At 66.9% G+C, this 19,040-nt stretch carries 19 protein-coding genes; 14 read left to right on the forward strand and 5 right to left on the reverse strand.

Translation table 11 applies throughout. The features are described 5' to 3' along the window. Positions 1-29: 29 nt before the first annotated feature. Together AC1RHV_RS11190 and AC1RHV_RS11195 are read right to left on the reverse strand one after the other, a co-directional pair. Entirely contained in the window at positions 30-578 is a 549-nt protein-coding gene (locus AC1RHV_RS11190) for a hemerythrin domain-containing protein (RefSeq protein WP_054451207.1), read from the reverse strand. Between the two features lie 12 nt (positions 579-590). After that, entirely contained in the window at positions 591-1,751 is a 1,161-nt protein-coding gene (locus tag AC1RHV_RS11195) for a D-alanyl-D-alanine carboxypeptidase family protein (RefSeq protein ID WP_492300763.1), read from the reverse strand. Positions 1,752-2,055: 304 nt separating this feature from the next. Between AC1RHV_RS11195 and AC1RHV_RS11200 the strand changes: the two genes are divergently transcribed. From AC1RHV_RS11200 to AC1RHV_RS11240, 9 genes are all read left to right on the forward strand, one after another. Further along, positions 2,056-2,526, forward strand: coding sequence for an HU family DNA-binding protein (locus tag AC1RHV_RS11200; protein ID WP_054451206.1), 471 nt, complete (start codon positions 2,056-2,058; stop codon positions 2,524-2,526). A gap of 154 nt (positions 2,527-2,680) precedes the next feature. Further along, positions 2,681-3,193, forward strand: a complete 513-nt coding sequence (locus AC1RHV_RS11205) for a MarR family winged helix-turn-helix transcriptional regulator (RefSeq protein ID WP_054451205.1) — start codon at positions 2,681-2,683, stop codon at positions 3,191-3,193. A gap of 41 nt (positions 3,194-3,234) precedes the next feature. Further along, entirely contained in the window at positions 3,235-4,455 is a 1,221-nt protein-coding gene (locus AC1RHV_RS11210; protein WP_054451204.1) for an MFS transporter, read from the forward strand. A gap of 85 nt (positions 4,456-4,540) precedes the next feature. Then, positions 4,541-7,198, forward strand: coding sequence for a leucine--tRNA ligase (leuS, locus tag AC1RHV_RS11215; RefSeq protein WP_192330764.1), 2,658 nt, complete (start codon positions 4,541-4,543; stop codon positions 7,196-7,198). A gap of 11 nt (positions 7,199-7,209) precedes the next feature. Beyond that, complete coding sequence (locus AC1RHV_RS11220) at positions 7,210-7,872, forward strand: LPS-assembly lipoprotein LptE (RefSeq protein ID WP_054451202.1); 663 nt, start codon at positions 7,210-7,212, stop codon at positions 7,870-7,872. Beyond that, a complete protein-coding gene (holA, locus tag AC1RHV_RS11225; protein ID WP_054451201.1) occupies positions 7,873-8,928 on the forward strand; it encodes a DNA polymerase III subunit delta in 1,056 nt (351 codons plus the stop codon). 115 nt (positions 8,929-9,043) lie between these two features. After that, on the forward strand, positions 9,044-10,324 hold the full coding sequence (locus AC1RHV_RS11230) for a glutamate-5-semialdehyde dehydrogenase (protein ID WP_059371744.1): 1,281 nt from the start codon (positions 9,044-9,046) through the stop codon (positions 10,322-10,324). Positions 10,325-10,462: 138 nt separating this feature from the next. Next, entirely contained in the window at positions 10,463-10,840 is a 378-nt protein-coding gene (locus AC1RHV_RS11235) for a hypothetical protein (RefSeq protein WP_492300767.1), read from the forward strand. 4 nt (positions 10,841-10,844) lie between these two features. Beyond that, a complete protein-coding gene (locus tag AC1RHV_RS11240) occupies positions 10,845-11,633 on the forward strand; it encodes a 2-keto-4-pentenoate hydratase (RefSeq protein ID WP_119451012.1) in 789 nt (262 codons plus the stop codon). Positions 11,634-11,686: 53 nt separating this feature from the next. Here the strand turns inward: AC1RHV_RS11240 and AC1RHV_RS11245 are convergent, their stop codons facing one another. Both AC1RHV_RS11245 and AC1RHV_RS11250 read right to left on the reverse strand, forming a co-directional pair. Next, complete coding sequence (locus tag AC1RHV_RS11245) at positions 11,687-13,102, reverse strand: amidase family protein (protein ID WP_175161785.1); 1,416 nt, start codon at positions 13,100-13,102, stop codon at positions 11,687-11,689. Between the two features lie 89 nt (positions 13,103-13,191). Further along, on the reverse strand, positions 13,192-14,061 hold the full coding sequence (locus tag AC1RHV_RS11250) for a LysR family transcriptional regulator (protein ID WP_175161783.1): 870 nt from the start codon (positions 14,059-14,061) through the stop codon (positions 13,192-13,194). 114 nt (positions 14,062-14,175) lie between these two features. On the opposite strand from AC1RHV_RS11250, the gene AC1RHV_RS11255 reads away from it, so the two are divergent. Next, positions 14,176-15,576, forward strand: coding sequence for an MFS transporter (locus AC1RHV_RS11255; protein WP_054451196.1), 1,401 nt, complete (start codon positions 14,176-14,178; stop codon positions 15,574-15,576). A 46-nt stretch (positions 15,577-15,622) separates the two neighbouring features. Here the strand turns inward: AC1RHV_RS11255 and AC1RHV_RS11260 are convergent, their stop codons facing one another. Further along, on the reverse strand, positions 15,623-16,255 hold the full coding sequence (locus AC1RHV_RS11260) for a hypothetical protein (protein ID WP_346546220.1): 633 nt from the start codon (positions 16,253-16,255) through the stop codon (positions 15,623-15,625). A 119-nt stretch (positions 16,256-16,374) separates the two neighbouring features. Between AC1RHV_RS11260 and AC1RHV_RS11265 the strand changes: the two genes are divergently transcribed. The 4 genes from AC1RHV_RS11265 (at position 16,375) to AC1RHV_RS11280 (ending at position 18,917) form a co-directional block, all read left to right on the forward strand. After that, on the forward strand, positions 16,375-17,325 hold the full coding sequence (locus tag AC1RHV_RS11265; protein ID WP_054451194.1) for a 3-hydroxyacyl-CoA dehydrogenase NAD-binding domain-containing protein: 951 nt from the start codon (positions 16,375-16,377) through the stop codon (positions 17,323-17,325). A gap of 94 nt (positions 17,326-17,419) precedes the next feature. Beyond that, positions 17,420-17,692 (forward strand): GNAT family N-acetyltransferase, encoded by a 273-nt coding sequence (locus AC1RHV_RS11270; protein ID WP_054451193.1) that lies wholly within the window; start codon positions 17,420-17,422, stop codon positions 17,690-17,692. A gap of 21 nt (positions 17,693-17,713) precedes the next feature. Further along, complete coding sequence (locus tag AC1RHV_RS11275) at positions 17,714-18,118, forward strand: YchJ family protein (protein WP_175161775.1); 405 nt, start codon at positions 17,714-17,716, stop codon at positions 18,116-18,118. Positions 18,119-18,176: 58 nt separating this feature from the next. Next, positions 18,177-18,917, forward strand: coding sequence for an aldolase (locus AC1RHV_RS11280; RefSeq protein WP_054451191.1), 741 nt, complete (start codon positions 18,177-18,179; stop codon positions 18,915-18,917). The last annotated feature ends 123 nt before the right edge of the window (positions 18,918-19,040 follow it).

Here is a 19,040-nt window from a genome sequence, read left to right on the forward strand (position 1 = left end):
TAGCGCCAATCCCCGCCTTGCCCGAAACGTCAGCCGGCCTCGCCGCCGCGTCGCGCCTTCATGGCCTGCCCGATCCCGGCCAGCGTATCGTCCGGGATCAGCCGCGCCGCCATCGGCAGCAGTTCGCTTTCCTCACGCTGGATATGCGCGGCGTAGGCATCGGTGAAATCCTGCACCTGGCTGGCAGGCAGCTCGGCCTGGCGGCCCGCCGCGATCTCGGCGAGCGCCTGGCGCAAGGGCTCCCAGCGCCGCGCCAACTGCCGGTGCTCGGCCATCAGGCCGTCCACCAGCGCATGCAGACAGACGGCGTCAGAGCCGGCCATGGATTCGATCAAGGCCGGAAACAGGTCCTCTTCCTCGTCCTCGTGATGGTGTGCGGCCGCGGTATCGAAGTAGCGCATGACGCTGGCCGCCGCGGTTTGAGCCGCGGCGTCGCTGCCATGCACCGGCAGGTGCGCGGCAAGACGCCCCAAGGTCGCGCACTGGCGGGAAATGCGGCCATGGCAGGCCGACAGCAAAGCCAAGGGATCATCCGCGCCCGGCGCCGGGGCTGGGCCTCCAGGAAAGCTCACCGCCATCGCACACCTCCGTTATCCGGCGTGGCCACGCCACCACAAGCGGATGGAATCCCACGCGCGTCCCGCGAATCCGGCCTCGGCCACCGGTTCCAGTGCCACCACCGAAAACTGCATGGCGGGCTTGCCGTCCACCAGCACACGCACCTCGCCCACTGCGGACTGGGCCGCGATCGGCGCAATCAGCGGATCCTGCGGCGTCCAGACCGGTTCGACCTTGGCGCCCGCGGGCACCGTCACGTAGGCATCGCGCGCGAATCCGGCCTTCAGGCTGTCCTGCTCGCCCTTCCATACCTCGGGCGTGGCGACCGCCTGGCCGCGCGCGTACAGCTTGATGGTATTGAACCCCTGAAAGCCCCACTCCAGCAACTCGCGGCTTTCCTGCGTGCGCAGCTTGTCCGACGCCGTGCCCACCACCACCGTGATCAGGCGGCGCTGGTCAGCGCCATTCGGACGCTGCGCGGTGGCGACGATGCAATAGCCGGCCGATTCGGTATGCCCGGTCTTCAGCCCGTCCACGCTGGGATCCAGCCACAGCAGGCGGTTGCGGTTCGGCTGCGTGATCTTGTTGTAGGTGAACTGCTTGGCCGAATCGTAGGTCCTGTAGAGCTGCGGATAATCGCGAATGAAACGCGTGGCCAGCATGGACAGGTCGCTGGCGGTGGAGTAGGTCCCCGGATCGGGCAAGCCGTGCGGGCTGGCGAAATGCGTGGCGTGCAGGCCGAGCCTGGCGGCGGTGTCGTTCATCCGCGCCACGAAGGCCTCGACGCTGCCCGACACGGCTTCGGCGAGCGCGATGGCCGCGTCGTTGCCCGACTGGATCATCAGGCCGCGCAGCAGATCGTCCACCGACACCTTCGAGCCCGGCTCCAGGAACATCTTCGAGCTGCCCGCCGGCACCTTCCAGGCGCGGGTCGACACCGTGACCATTTGCGCCGCGGACAGCTCTTTCTTGCTGAGCGCCTCGAACACGACGTAGGCCGTCATGATCTTGGTCAGGGACGCGGGCTCGATCCGGGTCGTCGCCGCATGCGACGCGATCACCTGTCCGCTGGTCTCGTCCAGCAAGAGCCAGGCCTTGGCCGACAGGGCCGGCGCGGGCACCGTCTGCGCCACGGCGCCCGACATGCACGCGGCCGCGACGATCAGGCTCGCCGCCAACTTCTTCATCAACATATGACTGCTTCGCTTCCATGCTTGGTTTTTCCCGCGCGGGTCTCGCGCAGGGCACGCAATTGGAACATGCCCGGCGCAGTTGGTTCAGTGCCGCAGGCATCTGAAAAGATGCGCGATGAATGTCACGACATCTTGCTGGAGCCCTTCTACAAAGCACTTTCTGTGTCGAAAACAACAAACAAGGGCCAAAAACCCGCTAGAAAACCGCATTAATCGCCACTCTTCCGCTATCATCGGCCGCGTAGCGTCAAACGCCGATACCCGGCGCGCGCTGCTCCATGACCTCAACATACGGATTTTGACCATGGCCACGAAAGCAAAAGCTCCTGCCAAGAAAGTCACCAAGCCCGCCGCCAAGGCGCCCGCAAAGAAGGCAACTGCTGCCAAACCCGCTGTGAAGCCCGCTGCAAAGCCGGCCGTCAAGAAGGTCGTCGCCGCCAAGAAGGTCGCTGCTGCCCCCAAGGCCATCAAGGCCGCCCTGAACAAGACCCAGCTGATCGCCTACATCGTTGAGCAATCGGGCGTTGAAGCCAAGTCGGTCAAGGCCGTCCTGGCCAGCCTGGAAACCTCGGTGCTGGGCTCCGTGGACAAGAAGGGCGCTGGCGAATTCACGCTGCCCGGCCTGTTCAAGGTTGCCGTGCAGAAGGTTCCGGCCAAGGCCAAGCGCTTCGGCAAGGATCCGTTCACCGGTGAAGAGCGCTGGTTCCCCGCCAAGCCGGCTTCGGTCAAGGTGAAGGTTCGCCCGCTCAAGAAGCTGAAGGACGCCGCGCAGTAATTCGCGCGTAGTTCCGGTCAAGCCGGAAGGGCCCGCCTCGCAAGAGGCGGGCCCTTCTTTTTTGCCGCGGCCGGCCTGCACGACGCATAGGTCGACTTTTTCCAATTTATCTTCATGTTAAGATACTTCACGTAAAAATAAATCCCATGCACCCATGAATGACCTCGTCGATCTGGTGATCTCCCAATGGACCGCCGAATGTCCCGCCCAGGACTTCGCCGCCATGTCCGTCGTCACCCGTGTGTTCCGTCTGAACGCGCTGGCCGCGCGCAACGTAAACCGCAGCTTCCGCAACTACGACCTGCACCAGGGCGAATTCGACGTGCTGGCCACGCTGTACCGCAGCGGCTCGCCCTACGCGCTGAATCCGCAGAAGCTGGTGGAGGCCCTGCTGTTGACCTCCGGCGCCATGACCAACCGGCTCGACCGCCTGGAGCAGGCCGGCCTGCTCACGCGCAGCCCCAATCCGGAAGACCGGCGCGGCGTCATCGTGTCGCTCACGGCCGAAGGCTTGCGCACCATCAAGCTGGTGCTGAAGGACTACCTGAAGGACCTCAATGAACTGCTTGAACCGCTGTCCGCAGCCGAGCGCAAGCAACTGGCCGGCCTCCTCAGGAAGCTGCTGATCAAGCAGGACCAGGAAACGCCTGGCGGCATCGGCGCCTGAGCCGAGCCCTCTTCCGCAGCCATCATCCCCGATCCCGATCCATGACTTCCGCTACCCAGTCCTCCCAGACGCCGGTCCTGACCGCACCCATCCTCCTGCTGATGTCGGTCGCGACCGGCCTCGCCGTCGCCAGCAACTATTACGCGCAGCCGCTGCTGCATACGATCAGCGAGCAATTCTCGCTGTCCAGCGCCACGGCGGGCAGCATCGTCACCACCGCGCAGCTGAGCTATGCGGTGGGCCTGATGCTGCTCGTGCCCCTGGGCGACATGTTCGAGCGCCGCAGCCTGATCGTGCTGATGAACCTGCTGTCCTCGGGCGGTCTGCTGATTTCCGCCTTCGCCCCCAATATCGGCGTGCTGATCCTGGGCACGGCGCTGACGGGCATGCTGTCCGTGGTGGCCCAGATCCTGGTGCCTTTCGCCGCGACGCTGGCCGCCCCGCATGAGCGGGGCAAGGCCGTGGGCACCGTCATGAGCGGACTGCTGCTGGGCATCCTGCTGGCCCGCACCGTCGCCGGCGCGCTCGCCGACGTGGGCAGCTGGCGCACCGTGTACTGGGTGGCGGCCATCCTGATGCTGATCATGTCAGCGGCCCTGTGGCGCCTGCTGCCGCGCCACCAGAGTCCGGCCGGGCTGAGCTACCCGCGCCTGCTGGGCTCCATCCTGCGCATGTTCGTCGAGGAACCACTGTTCCGCGCCCGCTCGCTGCTGGGCGGCCTGCTGTTCGCGGCCTTCAGCATGCTGTGGACGCCGCTGACCTTCCTGCTGGCCAGCCCGCCCTATCAATACAGCAACACCACCATCGGCCTGTTCGGCCTGGCGGGCGCCGCAGGGGCCTACGCCGCCAACCGCTTCGGCCGCCTTGCCGACCGCGGCCTGGGCAACCTCGCCACCCGCGTCGGACTGCTGTTGCTGCTGGGTTCCTGGGGACTGATCGCCTTCGGCCAGGTGTCGGTGCTGGCCCTGCTGGTCGGCATCCTGGTGCAGGATCTCGCGATCCAGGGCGTGCACGTCACCAACAGCAGCGCCCTCTACCGCCTGCGCCCCGAAGCGCGCAGCCGGCTGACGGCCGGCTACATGACCAGCTACTTCATCGGCGGCGCATCCGGTTCGCTGGTATCGTCCTGGCTGTACGCCCATTTTGGCTGGCCCGGCGTGGTCACGGCGGGCGCCGTCCTCGGGGTGATTACGCTGGCTTATGGTGCCCTGGCGCCCAGCGCGCGCATCCCCGAAACGGCTCCGTCCCCTGCCCGCGCCTAGCACCTCCTATAATCAGGGGTTTTGGCCGCCTCCGCGCCCGCGCGGCGAGGCGGCTCACCCTTTTTTTGCCATCGTGCACGAGCCCATGCAGGAACGTTACCTCCCCAATACCGTCGAAGCAGCCGCCCACCAAGACTGGCAGGCGCGCGACGTCTACCTGGTCCACGAACACGCCAAGAACGCCGACGGCTCCGAAAAGCCGAAGTTCTACGCCTGCTCCATGCTGCCCTACCCCAGCGGCAAGCTGCACATGGGCCACGTGCGCAACTACACCATCAACGACATGATGGCCCGTCAGTTGCGCATGCGCGGCTACAACGTTCTGATGCCCATGGGCTGGGACGCCTTCGGCATGCCGGCGGAAAACGCCGCCATCAAGTCCAAGGTGCCGCCGGCGAAGTGGACGTACGACAACATCGCCTACATGAAGAAGCAGATGAAGGCGATGGGCCTGGCGATCGACTGGTCGCGCGAAATGTGCGCCTGCGATCCCCAGTACTACAAGTGGAACCAGTGGCTGTTCCTCAAGATGCTGGAAAAGGGCGTCGCCTACCGCAAGACCCAGGTCGTCAACTGGGACCCGGTGGACCAGACCGTGCTGGCCAATGAACAGGTCATCGACGGCCGCGGCTGGCGCTCGGGCGCGCTGGTCGAAAAGCGCGAGATCCCCGGCTACTACCTGCGCATCACCGATTACGCCGACGAACTGCTGGGCGCCGTCCAGAACGACCTGCCCGGCTGGCCCGAGCGCGTGCGCCTGATGCAGGAAAACTGGATCGGCAAGTCCGAGGGCCTGCGCTTCGCTTTCCCGCACAAGATCGCCGGCCAGGACGGCCAGCTGATCCAGGACGGCAAGCTGTACGTCTTCACCACCCGCGCCGACACCATCATGGGCGTGACCTTCTGCGCCGTGGCGCCGGAACACCCCCTGGCCACGCAGGCCGCGCTCTCCAATCCGCAACTGGCCGCCTTCATCGAACAATGCAAGCTGGGCGGCACGACCGAGGCCGAAATGGCCACGCGCGAAAAGGAAGGCATGCCCACGGGCCTGTACGTCACGCACCCGGTCACGGGCGCCGAAGTTCAGGTCTGGGTCGGCAACTACGTGCTCATGACCTACGGCGACGGCGCCGTGATGGGCGTGCCGGCGCATGACGAGCGCGATTTCGCCTTCGCCAAGAAATATGACCTGCCCATCGTGCAGGTCGTGGACGTGGCCGGCAAGGAATACTCCACCAATGCCTGGCAGGAGTGGTACGGCGACAAGCAAGCCGGACGCACCATCAATTCGGGCAAGTACGACGGCCTCTCCCACAAGGAAGCGGTCGACGCCATCGCCGTCGACCTGGGCGCGCAAGGCCTGGGCGAAAAGCAGACCACCTGGCGCCTGCGCGACTGGGGCATCTCGCGCCAGCGCTATTGGGGCACCCCCATCCCCATCATCCACTGCGCGGATTGCGGCCCGGTCCCGGTTCCGGAAAAAGACCTGCCGGTGGTCCTGCCCGACGACCTCATCCCGGACGGCAGCGGCAATCCGCTGGCCAAGAACGAGGCGTTCCTGTCCTGCTCCTGCCCCAAGTGCGGCAAGCCGGCGCGCCGTGAAACGGACACGATGGACACCTTCGTGGACTCGTCCTGGTATTTCATGCGCTACACCTCGCCGGGCAACGATAACGCCATGGTCGACGCGCGCAACGACTACTGGATGCCGATGGACCAGTACATCGGCGGCATCGAACACGCGGTGCTCCACCTGCTGTACGCCCGCTTCTGGACCAAGGTCATGCGCGACATGGGCTTGCTCAACTTCGACGAGCCCTTCACCAAGCTGCTGTGCCAGGGCATGGTGCTGAACCATATCTACTCGCGCAAGACGCCGCAGGGCGGCATCGAGTACTTCTGGCCGGAAGACGTCGAAAACGTCTACGACGACCGCGGCGCCATCGTCGGCGCCAAGCTGAAGTCGGACGGCTCCGCCATCAACTACGGCGGCGTGGGCACGATGTCCAAGTCCAAGAACAACGGCGTCGACCCGCAATCGCTGATCGACACGCTGGGCGCGGACACGGCCCGCCTGTTCGTCATGTTCGCCAGCCCGCCGGAACAGACCCTCGAATGGTCGGACTCTGGCGTCGAAGGCTCCAACCGCTTCCTGCGCCGCCTCTGGTCCATCAGCTACGGCCAGCGCGAGGCCATCGCGCGCGGCCTCGCCCATGGCGCCGACTGGGCGCAGGCGCCGGCCCCGGTCAAGGATCTGCGCCGCGAGGTCTACGGCCTGCTCAAGCAAGCCGACTACGACTACCAGCGCATCCAGTACAACACCGTCGTGTCGGCATGCATGAAGATGCTCAACGCCATCGACGACGCCAAGCTGCCCGAAGGCGCGGCCGCGGACGCCGCCTACGCCGAAACGCTGGGCGTGCTGCTGCGCGTGCTGTATCCCGTGGTGCCGCACATCACCTGGCACCTGTGGCGCGACCTGGGCTACGCCCACGAGCTGGGCGACCTGCTCGACGCGCCTTGGCCGCACGTGGACGAGGCGGCGCTGGTCGCCGACGAGATCGAGCTGATGCTCCAGGTCAACGGCAAGCTGCGCGGCTCCATCCGCGTGGCCGCCAAGGCCGCCAAGGAAGACATCGAAAAGCTCGCGGCATCCCAGGAAGAGGTCGCCCGCTTCCTGGAAGGCCGTCCGCCCAAGCGCGTCATCGTGGTTCCGGGCAAACTGGTCAACGTCGTAGGCTGATGAGGTCAAGCATGCACTTCGCCGGGCAACAAACGCACTCCCCCCGCCAGTCCTGGCTGCTGCGCGGCGCCTGCCTGGCGCTGTTCATGCTGCTCTCCGCTTGCGGCTTCGCCTTGCGTGGCGTCACGCCGATGCCGTTCGATACGCTGTATGTCGGCATTTCCGACACCACGCAGTTCGGCGCCGACGTGCGCCGCGCGCTGCGCGCGGCCTCGCCGAACACCAAGCTCGTGTCGACCCCCAAGGAGGCGCAAGCCATCCTGCAGCAGGTCGCCGACACTCGCACCCTGCGAGAGGTGTCGCTGAACGCCCAGGGCCGTGTCGAGGAATACGAACTCGGCATCAACTACACGTTCCGCCTCATCGATGCCAAGGGCCGCGCCCTGATCCCGGACACCACGCTGTCGATCTACCGCGAAATGCCCTATGACGACCAGGTGGTGCAAGCCAAGCAAGGCCAGATCGAAACGCTGTACCGGGCCATGCAGCGCGACCTGGTGTCCCGCCTGCTGCGCCGCATGACCGCGCCGGAAGTGCGCCATGCATTCGAGAATGCCGAAGAGCGCGCGGAAGACGGCGAGACCCCGCTGTACGACCCGACCACGCCGGAACAAAAGCGCACGCCCGCGCCGTGGCAGACGCCGTCCACCACCGATCCGGCCATCCTGCGTTAAATGGCACAGCCCCTGGACGCGGATCGCCTGGCCGAGCACCTGCAGCGGCCAGGCAACCGCCTGGCCCCGCTCTACACGGTGTCCGGCGACGAACCCCTGCTCGTGACCGAGGCCGTGGACGCGCTGCGCGCCGCGGCCCGTAACGCGGGCTACACCGACCGCCTGTCCATGGTCATGGACGCGCGCAGCGACTGGAGCTCGGTCACCGCCGCCACGCAAAGCGTGTCGCTGTTCGGCGACCGCCGCATCCTCGAAATCAAGATCCCGACGGGCAAGCCTGGCAAGTCCGGCGCCGACACCCTGGCCAAGCTGGCCGAACAGGCCGAGAAGCAGGCGGATCCGGACACGCTCGTGCTGATCGCCCTGCCGCGCCTGGACAAGGCCACCCGCGAAAGCCGCTGGGTGCAGGCCTTGAGCCGCGGCGGCATGATGGTCGACATCGCCAACATCGAACGGGGCCGCCTGCCCGCCTGGGTCGGCATGCGGCTGGCGCGCCAGAACCAGCGCGCCGACGGCGCCACCCTGCAATGGATGGCCGACAAGGTGGAAGGCAATCTGCTGGCCGCCCACCAGGAAATCCAGAAGCTGGGCCTGCTCTACCCCGAAGGCCAGCTGGCCGCGGAGGACGTGGAGCGAGCGGTGCTGAACGTTGCGCGCTATGACGTCTTCGGCCTGCGCGACGCCATGCTCGCCGGCGACACCGGCCGCACCATCCGCATGATCGACGGCCTGCGCGCCGAAGGCGAAGCGCTGCCGCTGGTGCTATGGGCGGTCGGCGAGGAAATCCGCCTGCTGGCCCGCATCGCCGAAGCGCGCGCCCTTGGCCAGGACGTCAACGGCCTGATGCGCCGCCTGCGCATTTTCGGCGCGCACGAGCGGCTGGCGTTGCAGGCGCTGAACCGGGTGCAGCCGAACGTGTGGCCGGCCGCCGTGCAGCATGCACATGAGGTCGATCGCCTGATCAAGGGCCTGTCGGTGCCAGGACGCCTGTCCGATCCCTGGGAAGAAATGACGCGGCTCGCGCTGCGTGTCGCCGCCGCTGGCGGACGACCGTGAAGGCGGCATAGCCGCCGCCTTCGCCTCCCGCGCCAGCCCATGCGCTGGCATTCGCCCGGCCTCGCGGCCGGATATACACTGAATCTCCAGGTGGCGTCCGCGCCGCCCCATCCTCATGATCGACGCTGCCATGTCCACGTCCTCCATCGAACAAGCCATGCTCACCCTGGGCGAAAACGCCCGCCGCGCCTCGCGCGCCATGATGCGCGCCACCGGCGCCGCCAAGAACCAGGCGCTGCTCGCCATGGCCGACGCCCTGGCCGCCAGCCACGACGAACTCAAGGCCGCCAACGAAAAAGACCTGGCCGCAGCGCGCAGCAACGGCCTGGAGCCGGCGCTGCTGGACCGCCTGACCCTGTCGGACAAGACACTGGCGCACATGGCCGAGGGCCTGCGCCAGATCGCCGCCCTGCCTGATCCCATCGGCAGCATCACCGCCACCAGCGTACGCCCCAACGGCATGCGCGTGGCGCAGATGCGCGTGCCGCTGGGCGTGATCGGCATCATCTACGAATCCCGCCCCAACGTGACCATCGACGCGGCCGCGCTGTGCCTGAAGTCCGGCAACGCCGCCATCCTGCGCGGCGGTAGCGAAGCCCTGCATTCCAACATCGCGCTGGGTCGCATCGTGCAGACCGGCCTGGCCGCCGCAGGGCTGCCGCAGGACGCGGTGCAGGTCGTCGCCACGGCCGACCGCGCCGCCGTCGGCAAGCTCATCACCATGACCGAGCACATCGACGTCATCGTGCCGCGCGGCGGCAAGGGGCTGATCGCCCGCCTGTCGCAAGAGGCGCGCGTGCCGCTCATCAAGCACCTGGACGGCAACTGCCACGTCTATATCGACGCGGCGGCCGATCCGGACAAGGCGCACGCCATCGCCTTCAATGCCAAGACCTACCGCTACGGCATCTGCGGCGCCATGGAAACGCTGCTGGTCGACGCGGTCGCCGCCGTTTCCATCCTGCCCAGCCTGGCCGCGGCCCTCACCGAGCACGGCGTCGAATTGCGCGGCTGCCCCCGCACGCTGGCCTTGCTGCCCCACGCCAAACCGGCCACGGAAGAAGACTGGGCCACGGAGTACCTGGGTCCCATCCTGGCGGTGCGCATCGTCGACACGCTGGACGACGCCATCGAGCACATCGCGCGCTGGGGCTCGGGCCATACCGACGCCATCGTCACCGAGGACCTGTCCGCCGCACAGCGCTTCCAGCGCGAGGTCGACTCCAGCTCCGTGTACGTCAACCTGCCGACCTGCTTTGCGGACGGTTTCGAATACGGCCTGGGCGCCGAGATCGGCATCTCGACGAACCGCCTGCACGCGCGCGGCCCGGTCGGCCTGGAAGGCCTGACCACGCTGAAGTGGGTGCTCAGCGGCGAAGGCCAGGTGCGCGGCTGATCCCGAGCCTCCGACTGCACGCAGACTGACGCGGCCCTGAACACGGGGCCGCGGCAAGCCTTCTACAATACGGCCAGCAGTTTTCCGCAGGCATTCTTTTCATCCGAACGCGGCGCGCCGCGTCTTCCTGAGATCCCCATGTACTCACCCGCGATGGCCATGGCCTTCAGCCTCTTCCTGCTGTGCTTCATCACATGCACGCTCAGCGGCGTCGTGCTGTTCTTCAAGAGCAAGCAGATCAACGCCAAATTGAAGCACCCGTACCTGCAGCACCGTCAATTCAATCAGTATCCGCTTGCGATCCAGGCATCCATCATGCTGGATTACTTTTTCCGCCTGATGTTTCCCGGCACGCGCTTCTGGCTGATCGGCAACGCCAACGACCTGCTCTCCCACGTCGATCCGAAGAAGACGCCGCTATCGCTGAAATGGCCGATCGTCGGCTTCTGGGGTTCGTGCTGGCTCGGCCTGATCGCCATGGTCGTGCTCTGGATCATGCTGTTCCTGGGAGCTTGAACCCATGCAGATCAGAATCGAAGACTATCCCGGCAGCCTCGAAGCGGCCCGCTATCTGGTCGCCGCGCGCGAGTCCGGCATCGCCGGCCCGCGCCTGCCCGCCGACTGCCGTCCCCAATCGCTGAACCAGGCCTTCGCCGTGCAGCAACGCACCGCGCAGCTGCTGCTCGAGAAGCATCAGGACGACATCGGCGCCTGGAAGAGCGCCTTGCCCACGCCCGAGAAAAGCGTGGTCGCGCCGATCTATGCCTCGACCATCGCGTACGCCGAAGCCGGCCCTGTTGCGGCCCGGACCCAGACCGTGCGCATCGAACCCGAGATCGCGTTCGAAATTGCCCGGGATCTGCCCGCGCGCCCCGAGCCCTACACCGAGTCCGAAGTGGACGCGGCCATCGGCGGCGCGCGCCTGGCCTTGGAAGTACTGGGCTGCCGTTATGCGGCTCCGGAACATGCCAGCCTGCCGGAACTCCTGGCCGACCATATGTTCAACCAGGGGCTGGTACTGGGTCCGCGCATCGCATCCCCGCACGATGCCCCCGGCGCCTTGAGCATCACGCTGTCCGTGGACGGAGTTGAAACCGAGCAGCACGCGGGCATCCACCCGAACGATCGTCCCAAGGCCGGGCTCTACTGGCTGGCCAACTTCCTGCGCGAACAAGGTCTGGGACTACGCGCCCGCCAGCACGTCATCACCGGCTCCTATGCCGGCTTCCTGGACGTGCCCGCCAACCGCGATCTCGAACTCGCCTACGGCGACCTCGGCGTCCTGCGCCTGCACTTCAGCAAGCCCTAGCCCGGCCGCACACCGAACTTCCGTCCCCTGCCCGCCTGGTCCGCTCTTGCGGACTAGCGGGCCGCGGGCTGCGCGATCTCGATGGGCGCTGCGCCCGCCTCGATGATTTCCCCCACATCCAGACACAGGTCCTCGCGGTAGCGTCCCGCCAGCACCTGCACGCCCACCGGGCTCGCGCCTGCCTCGCTCATCGCGCTGCCCATCGCCACCGACAGGCCTGGCAAACCCATGAACGGCACGCCGATCTGCGTCATCTGCGCGCGCCAGACGCGCGCGTAGGCGGCATCGCCTTGCAGATCGAGCTTGTCAGGGAACGGCAGCTCGGCCGACACGGGCAGCAACAGCACGGGATACTCGGCGAAGAACAACTCCCACAGGCGCGTCAGCGTAGCCCGCCGCGTCAGCGTGGCGGAAAAACTCGCAAGGTCGGCCCCCGCCGCCTTGTCGCGCTGGCCAGCCAGCGCCACCAGAGCTCCGCGGTCGCCTTCTTTTTCCGCGGCTGCCACCATGGCGTCGTAGCCATCGGCCAGCCACATGCGGATCTGCAGGTCCGCCGCCTCCTGCATCGGCGGCACGGCATCCAGCGTATCCACCGTCCAGCCTGCCTCGCTGAGCCGGCGGGCGGCTTCCTGCAAGGCCTTGACCACGGCGGGCTGGGTGTCCATGCCGTCCGGATTCAGGCACAGCGCGGCCCGGCGCGGCGTCTCGGCCCCGACCAGGGGAGCGGGCACCCACCAAGGATCGCGCACATCCCGCGCCGCCAGCGCGGCCAGGCCCAGTCTTAGATCTGCGATGCTGCGCCCCAGCGGGCCGGACACCGCGGTCAACTGTCCCCCGATCGAGCGTTCCGGCAGCGCCGCGTTGTACGCCGCCACGCGCCCCAGCGACGGCCGCAGGCCATGCACGCCGCAGGCATAGGCTGGATAGCGGATGGAGCCGGCGATATCCGTGCCATGCGCCAGATGGCCGATGCCAGCCGCCACCGCGGCAGCCGCGCCGCCCGACGAGCCGCCGGGCGTCAGCGCCGGATTGCGCGGGTTCAAGGTATCGCCATGCAGCGCATTGCCGGTGAACCAGCGCAAGGAAAACGCGGGCGTGTTGGTGCGGCCCAGGATCACGGCGCCCGCGCGCAACAGATTGTCCACGACCGGGCTGTTCTCCGCCGCGATCACATCCTTCTGCAGGTTCACGCCATTGGTCGTGGCGTAACCCGCCTGGTCCACGTTGATTTTCACGGTAACGGGCACGCCGGCCAAGGGCCCCGGGTCTTCGCCGCGCGCAAGCATCGCATCCACTTGCGCCGCTTGGGCCAGCACATCGTCCGGGCGGTGGTCCACCACGGCATTGATCGCGGGATTGACGGCATCCAGCCGGTCCAGCGCACTTTGCGCGGCCTCGCGGGCGGACACCTCGCGCTTGCGGATGCGGGCGGCAAGCTCAACTGCGGACAAACGCCAAAGATCGGACACGCGCGACTCCTGAATCATGGTTGCATGGAAGATCAGGCAAACCTTAGCGCCTGCCGCGCCTGCCCACAAGCCGCCGCCGGCCCGGAACGCTACTCGTCCTCCTCGAAGACCTCGACTATCGCGTCGGCCACGGCGCGCACGCGCGCCGTGCGGTTCAGGTCGCCGTGCATCACCAACCACAAATCGTAGGGTTCGCTGCGCGTCGGCCAGATACGGACCAGCTCGGGATATCCCGGCGCCATGTGCGTGGGCACCTCGCCGATGCCCAACCCGGCCGCGACCGCCTCGAGAATCATCAGGCCGGAGTTCAGCTCCACGCCGATGCGGCCGTTGCCCGTGGGCTCGCCGCAAAACGTGTCGGACCAGCCCGGCAGCACCGCTTGCTGGTACGTCACCAGCGTGTGCCCCGCGAACGCAGTGCCCGGCCGCGGCTCGCCATGCGCAGCCAGGTAGGCGCGCGAAGCGTACAGCCCGACCTCCTTGCGCGTCAGGTGCCGGTGTATCAAATCGGGGTTGTCCGGCTTGATGTTCCGTATTGCCAGGTCAGCCTCGCGGCGCGTCAGGTTGCTGATCTGGATGGCCGTGGACAGCACCACGCGGATGTCGGGGTGCTGGGCATGCACGCGCCGCACCGCTTCCATGATGTAGTAGCTGGCCACGGTTTCCGAGGTCGCCACGCGCACCACGCCGGACAGGCGATGATCCAGCCCCTGCATCTGGCGCTGCAATTGGTCCGCCGCCTGCTCCATGCGCTCCGCGGCCGCGAACGCCAGTTCGCCGGCCGCCGTGGGCACATATCCACCCGGCGTGCGCAGGAACAGCCGCGCGTCCAGCGAGGACTCCAGCGCCGCCAGCCTGCGCCCGGCGGTTGCCTGGTCGATCTGCAGCAGCGCGGCGGCGCCCCGCAGGGTTCCCACCCGGTAGATGGCCAGGAAGATCCTGGCGTTGTCCCAGTCCATCGCGTTCGCCCTAATGATGCATTTTTGCATCACTATAAAGCAATTATTCGGCTTTTTTGCATCAAAGCACAGGTCTAAGCTTCAGTCCTCGACAGCCTCGCCACACCACCAGCCATGAGTTCCGCCTGCCCCAACCTCACCGCGCCCTCGCTGGCCGCCAAACCCGCCGCGGCCGGCCTGCTGCCGCTAGTCACGCTGGCCATCGGCTTCGTCATGGCGATGCTGGACGTCACCGTCGTCAACGTCGCCCTGCCCAGCATCGCAGTGCAGTTCACCGTTCCCCTGACGGATCTGGTCTGGATCGTGGACGGCTACACCCTCACTTTCGCGGCGCTGCTGCTGGTGGCAGGAGCGCTGGCCGACCGGTATGGCGCCAAGACGATCTACCTGGCCGGTTTGGGCGTCTTTACCCTGGCGTCCCTGCTCTGCGGCCTGGCGCCCAACGCGGACATGCTGATCCTGGCCCGCATGCTGCAGGGGCTGGGCGCGGCCCTGTTCATGCCGAGTTCCCTCAGCCTGCTGACCCATGCCTACGACGACGATCAGGTGCGCAACCGCATGCTGGCCGCCTGGTCCGCGATCGTGGCGGTGGCAGGCGCTGCCGGCCCGCTCCTGGGCGGCGTGCTGATCCACCAATTTGGCTGGCGCGGGATCTTCCTCATCAATATCCCGCTGGGATTGGCCGGATTGTGGCTGGCGCGACGCCGCATCCAGGCGGTTGCGCGCCGCCCGCGCGCCCTCAATCCGCTGAGCCACCTGCTGGGCGTGATCGCCTTGTCCTCGCTGTGCTTCGTGCTGATCCAGGGCAACGCCTACGGCTGGTCCTCCAACCTCATACTGGGCACGGTGGTCCTCTGCGCGGCCGCCGCCCTGCTGCTGGTGCGGCGCGAGCGCCGCCATGCCGACCCCATCATCCCGCGCGCCCTGTTCGCCACCGCGCACTTCGCGGCAGCCAACGGCGTCGGCTTTCTGATCAATCTGGCAGCCTACGGCCAGCTCTTCCTGCTCAGCCTGTTCCTGCAGCATGCACGCGGCGCGGACGCATTGGAGACCGGCCTGCAACTGGTGCCCATGCTGGCCGTGTTCTCCTTGGGCAATCTGTTGTCCAGCCGGGTATCGGCGCGCTGGAACGTGCCAGCGGCGCTGCTGGGCGGGGTATCGTTGGCCGCTGCCATGAGCGCCGCGGGAATCGTCATGTTCTCGCCGGACATGGCCTACTGGCCGTTCGCCGTCATCGTCGCAGTGGCCAATCTGGGCGTGGGCGTCGCCGTTCCCGCCATGACCAGCGTGGTCATGCAGGTCTCGGGCAAGAGCCACGCCAACAGCGCCGCCGCCGCCCTGAATGCCAACCGCCAATCCGGCGCGCTGGTAGGCGTCGCGCTGATGGGCACCATCCTGCATTTGCTGCCGCAATGGAGCGCCAGCCTGCCCGCGGCCTACATCGTCATCACCTCAGGCTATCTGCTCGCTGCCGTGCTTGCATGGCGCTATCTGCAACGCGCGCGCAATGCCTGAACGCGGGCAAGGCTGCAGTCTTCACAGGCCATGAAGGCCGCAGCGCTCAAACGTTCGCGGCGGGGAGTATCGCCACGCCGCGCCCCGCGAAAAATTCGTCGAAGATAGCCAGCGGCAATTCGACATCGGCCTGCGTGCCGGGCTCTCCCGAAGGATTATGGAAGGTCACCGAGTCCGGCGTTGCGCGAGTCACCAGCACCAGGTGCCCGCCCTTCCTGGGCGGTTGCCGCTCGGGCCAGCGTATCCAGGGATGCACCGACGCCATGAAATAGGCGGCTTGGGACATCAATCCAGGCAGTTCGTCCGCGCGCAGATCGACATGCACGCGCGCCGCCAGGCCGAATGCCTCGTCCACGTAGCGCACGAACGGCGCGTAGATCATGCCCTTGATCTGTTCGCCTTCCACCGTATAGGCGCCGTAAGCCAAGCTGCCCCGCGCCAGCTCCAACGTCGGATACTGGCGCCCGTCGCGGGCCGCCAGCACCATCTTCAGGCAGGCCATGCCGCAGACGTGGCTGGCCCAGCGCGCGTACTCATCCACGTCGCGCGCGCCCGAGCCGCGCCAGGCCGGGTCATCGGCCAGGGCCAGCGTGCCCTGGATGATTTCGCTGGCCCGATGCGCCGACTCCCACTGGCAAAAATACGGCACGGCGGATCGGGAGGCTGGCGTCGCGTTCATGCAGGACTCCTGGATTCTGGAGGTCAAAGGGAGCCGCTATCTTGCCCGCGCGGCATGCGCGTGGCAACGGGCCGGCGTTTGCTTCACAATGCTCCTATCCGTGCTCACAGGAGACCCGCATGTCCAGCCCTGCCACGTCCAACCCGCCCGCCATCCGCCGCGTCGCCATCGTCGGCGCCGGCACCATAGGCGCCAGTTGGGCTGCGTTGTTCCTCGCCCGCGGCCTTGAGGTCGTCGTCAGCGATCCCGCCGCCGACGCCGAAACGCTGACGCGCGCCCGCGTACAGGCAGCATGGCCCGTGCTGGCGGAACTTGGACACGTGCTGCCCGGCGCCTCCGCTGATGCGCTGCGCTTCGAGCCTGACCTGGAGGCCGCGCTGGCCGGCGCGGACTTCGTGCAGGAAAACGCGCCCGAGCGCGAAGACTTCAAGACTGCCCTCTTTGCGCGCATGGACGCCGTGCTGCCGCCGCAGGTCATCGTCGCGTCCAGCTCCTCCGGCCTCATCATGAGCCGCCTGCAATCGCAGTGCCGCCATGCCTCGCGCTTTGTCATCGGGCATCCGTTCAATCCGCCGCACCTGATTCCGCTGGTCGAAGTGGTCGGCGGCGAACAAACCTCGGCCGACACCATCGATCGTTGCATCGCCTTCTACCGCAGCCTGGGCAAGTACCCCATCCGCTTGAACAAGGAAGTCCCCGGCCACATCGCCAACCGGCTGCAGGCTGCGCTATGGCGCGAAGCCATACACCTGGCGGCCGAAAACGTCGCCAGCGTGGCCGACATCGACGCCGCCGTGTCGCAAGGCCCGGGCCTGCGCTGGGCGCTGTTCGGCCCGCACATGACCTTCAACCTGGGCGGCGGCGCGGGCGGGCTGGCCAATTTCATGGACCACTTGCTGGGCCCAGTCCAGACCTGGTGGGACGATCTCGGCGCGCCGGAAGTCACCCCCGAACTGCAACAGCGCCTGATCGCGGGCGTCAACGCCGAAGCAGGCGAGCGCAGCATCGCCGACCTGGTCCAGGAGCGCGATGCGCAACTCACCGCACTGCTGAAAGCACTGCAGCGCTGAAACGGCGGCGGCCCGCAGCGGGCTGGAATGCGCCATATCCCTCAATACCGGCCGGCCACTGCGCCTGCCCTCTGCCATAGCAGGATTGCTCCATATGATTTCCGTAACACATGACAGCGCCCTTTCCCGCTACACCGCCACCGTCGATGGCGTCCTGTGCGTGCTCGACTACCAGTTGCAAGGCAGCACCATGGCAATCACGCACACCGGCGTGCCCAGCCAGGTGGGCGGACGCGGCATCGCCGCTGCGCTGACCAAATATGCGCTGGACGACGCCCGCGCCCGGGGTTGGAAAGTGCGGCCCTTGTGCTCCTACGCCGACGCCTACATTCGCCGCCACCCTGAGTACAGCGATCTGCTGGCCTGAACCCTGTCCGCATTTCGCACCGTGACCAAGCAATCCAAGCTCCCTTCCACAGCCTGTCCCTGCGGCGGTCCCAAGCCCTATTCCGAATGCTGCGGGCGCTGGCACGAAGGCCCGCAAGCCATGCAAGCGCCCACCGCCGAGGCGCTGATGCGCTCGCGCTACAGCGCCTTCGTGCTGGACAAGCTGCCCTATCTGTTGGCGACCTGGCACCCCAGCACCCGTCCCAGCGCGCTCGAGCCCAATCCGCCCGGCCTGAAATGGCTGGGTCTGGCGATCAAGCAGACACGCAGCCAAGACCCCGAGCACGCCACGGTGGAATTCGTCGCCCGCAGCCGCCAGGCCGGCCGCGCCCACCGCCTGCACGAACTCAGCCGCTTCGTGCGCGAAGACGGCCAGTGGTTCTATGTGGATGGCGACCTGTACTGATCCTGGTCCGGCAGTTCCGCACCAGGCCTAACAAACCCAGACATCAGAAAAGGCAGACATGAACCAGGATCCTCGCCACGCCGAAGCGCTATTTCACGCAGAACCTGTCGCGGCACTGCGCGCCGACCTTGCGCTCGCATTACGGGCCGCAGCCGCGCATGGTCTGGGCGAAGGCGTCTGCAATCACTTCAGCGTGGCCCTGCCCGGCGACTCGGAGCATTTCCTCCTCAATCCCCGCGGGTTGATGTGGCATGAGGTGCAAGCGGACGACATCGTGCTGATCGATGCCCAAGGCAACAAGCTCGCCGGCCGGCATGCAGTCGAGCCCACGGCCATGTTCATCCATGCCGCCATCCACCGCATCGCCGGCAAGGCCTGTGTGCTGCACACGCACATGCCCTACGCCACGGCCTTGACCCTTACCTCGGATCGCGCGCTCGACACCACGCTGTCGCAAAACGCCATGCGCTTTCACGGCCGCCTGGCAATCGACCAACACTACAACGGCCTGGCGCTGGACGTCAGCGAAGGCGAACGCATCGCCCATGCGATGCAGGGCGCAGACGTGGTCTTCCTCGGCAACCATGGCGTCGTAGTCTGCGGGGAAAGACTGGACTATGCCTATGACGACCTGTTCTTCCTGGAGCGCGCCTGTACCGCCCAGGTGCTTGCGCAATCAACGGGACGCCCGCTGCTGCCGGTCAACCCTGACCTGGCGGCCAAGGTGGCCGCACAGGTCCAAGGCGAACGCCTGCAATCCGAACTGTTCTTCGCCGCTTTGCGACGCCAACTGCCCTAGCCGCTCTTGAGCGGCTTTACCGCTTTGGCTCAAAAGCTTTTACCTGAGCGCCGCAAAAACAAAACCCCTCGCAGGATATTCCTGCGAGGGGTTTTTCATTGGACTGCGGCTGGTGGTATCGCA

The organism is Achromobacter sp. GW823-FHT04E03, from assembly GCF_058796095.1.

Excerpts from the sequence above, each read along its gene's own strand:
- AC1RHV_RS11190 (WP_054451207.1), bottom strand. The coding sequence starts at position 578 with ATGGCGGTGAGCTTTCCTGGAGGCCCAGCCCCGGCGCCGGGCGCGGAT.
- AC1RHV_RS11195 (WP_492300763.1), bottom strand. The coding sequence starts at position 1,751 with ATGTTGATGAAGAAGTTGGCGGCGAGCCTGATCGTCGCGGCCGCGTGC.
- AC1RHV_RS11200 (WP_054451206.1), top strand. The coding sequence starts at position 2,056 with ATGGCCACGAAAGCAAAAGCTCCTGCCAAGAAAGTCACCAAGCCCGCC.
- AC1RHV_RS11205 (WP_054451205.1), top strand. The coding sequence starts at position 2,681 with ATGAATGACCTCGTCGATCTGGTGATCTCCCAATGGACCGCCGAATGT.
- AC1RHV_RS11210 (WP_054451204.1), top strand. The coding sequence starts at position 3,235 with ATGACTTCCGCTACCCAGTCCTCCCAGACGCCGGTCCTGACCGCACCC.
- leuS (WP_192330764.1), top strand. The coding sequence starts at position 4,541 with ATGCAGGAACGTTACCTCCCCAATACCGTCGAAGCAGCCGCCCACCAA.
- AC1RHV_RS11220 (WP_054451202.1), top strand. The coding sequence starts at position 7,210 with ATGCACTTCGCCGGGCAACAAACGCACTCCCCCCGCCAGTCCTGGCTG.
- holA (WP_054451201.1), top strand. The coding sequence starts at position 7,873 with ATGGCACAGCCCCTGGACGCGGATCGCCTGGCCGAGCACCTGCAGCGG.
- AC1RHV_RS11230 (WP_059371744.1), top strand. The coding sequence starts at position 9,044 with ATGATCGACGCTGCCATGTCCACGTCCTCCATCGAACAAGCCATGCTC.
- AC1RHV_RS11235 (WP_492300767.1), top strand. The coding sequence starts at position 10,463 with ATGTACTCACCCGCGATGGCCATGGCCTTCAGCCTCTTCCTGCTGTGC.
- AC1RHV_RS11240 (WP_119451012.1), top strand. The coding sequence starts at position 10,845 with ATGCAGATCAGAATCGAAGACTATCCCGGCAGCCTCGAAGCGGCCCGC.
- AC1RHV_RS11250 (WP_175161783.1), bottom strand. The coding sequence starts at position 14,061 with ATGGACTGGGACAACGCCAGGATCTTCCTGGCCATCTACCGGGTGGGA.
- AC1RHV_RS11255 (WP_054451196.1), top strand. The coding sequence starts at position 14,176 with ATGAGTTCCGCCTGCCCCAACCTCACCGCGCCCTCGCTGGCCGCCAAA.
- AC1RHV_RS11260 (WP_346546220.1), bottom strand. The coding sequence starts at position 16,255 with ATGAACGCGACGCCAGCCTCCCGATCCGCCGTGCCGTATTTTTGCCAG.
- AC1RHV_RS11265 (WP_054451194.1), top strand. The coding sequence starts at position 16,375 with ATGTCCAGCCCTGCCACGTCCAACCCGCCCGCCATCCGCCGCGTCGCC.
- AC1RHV_RS11270 (WP_054451193.1), top strand. The coding sequence starts at position 17,420 with ATGATTTCCGTAACACATGACAGCGCCCTTTCCCGCTACACCGCCACC.
- AC1RHV_RS11280 (WP_054451191.1), top strand. The coding sequence starts at position 18,177 with ATGAACCAGGATCCTCGCCACGCCGAAGCGCTATTTCACGCAGAACCT.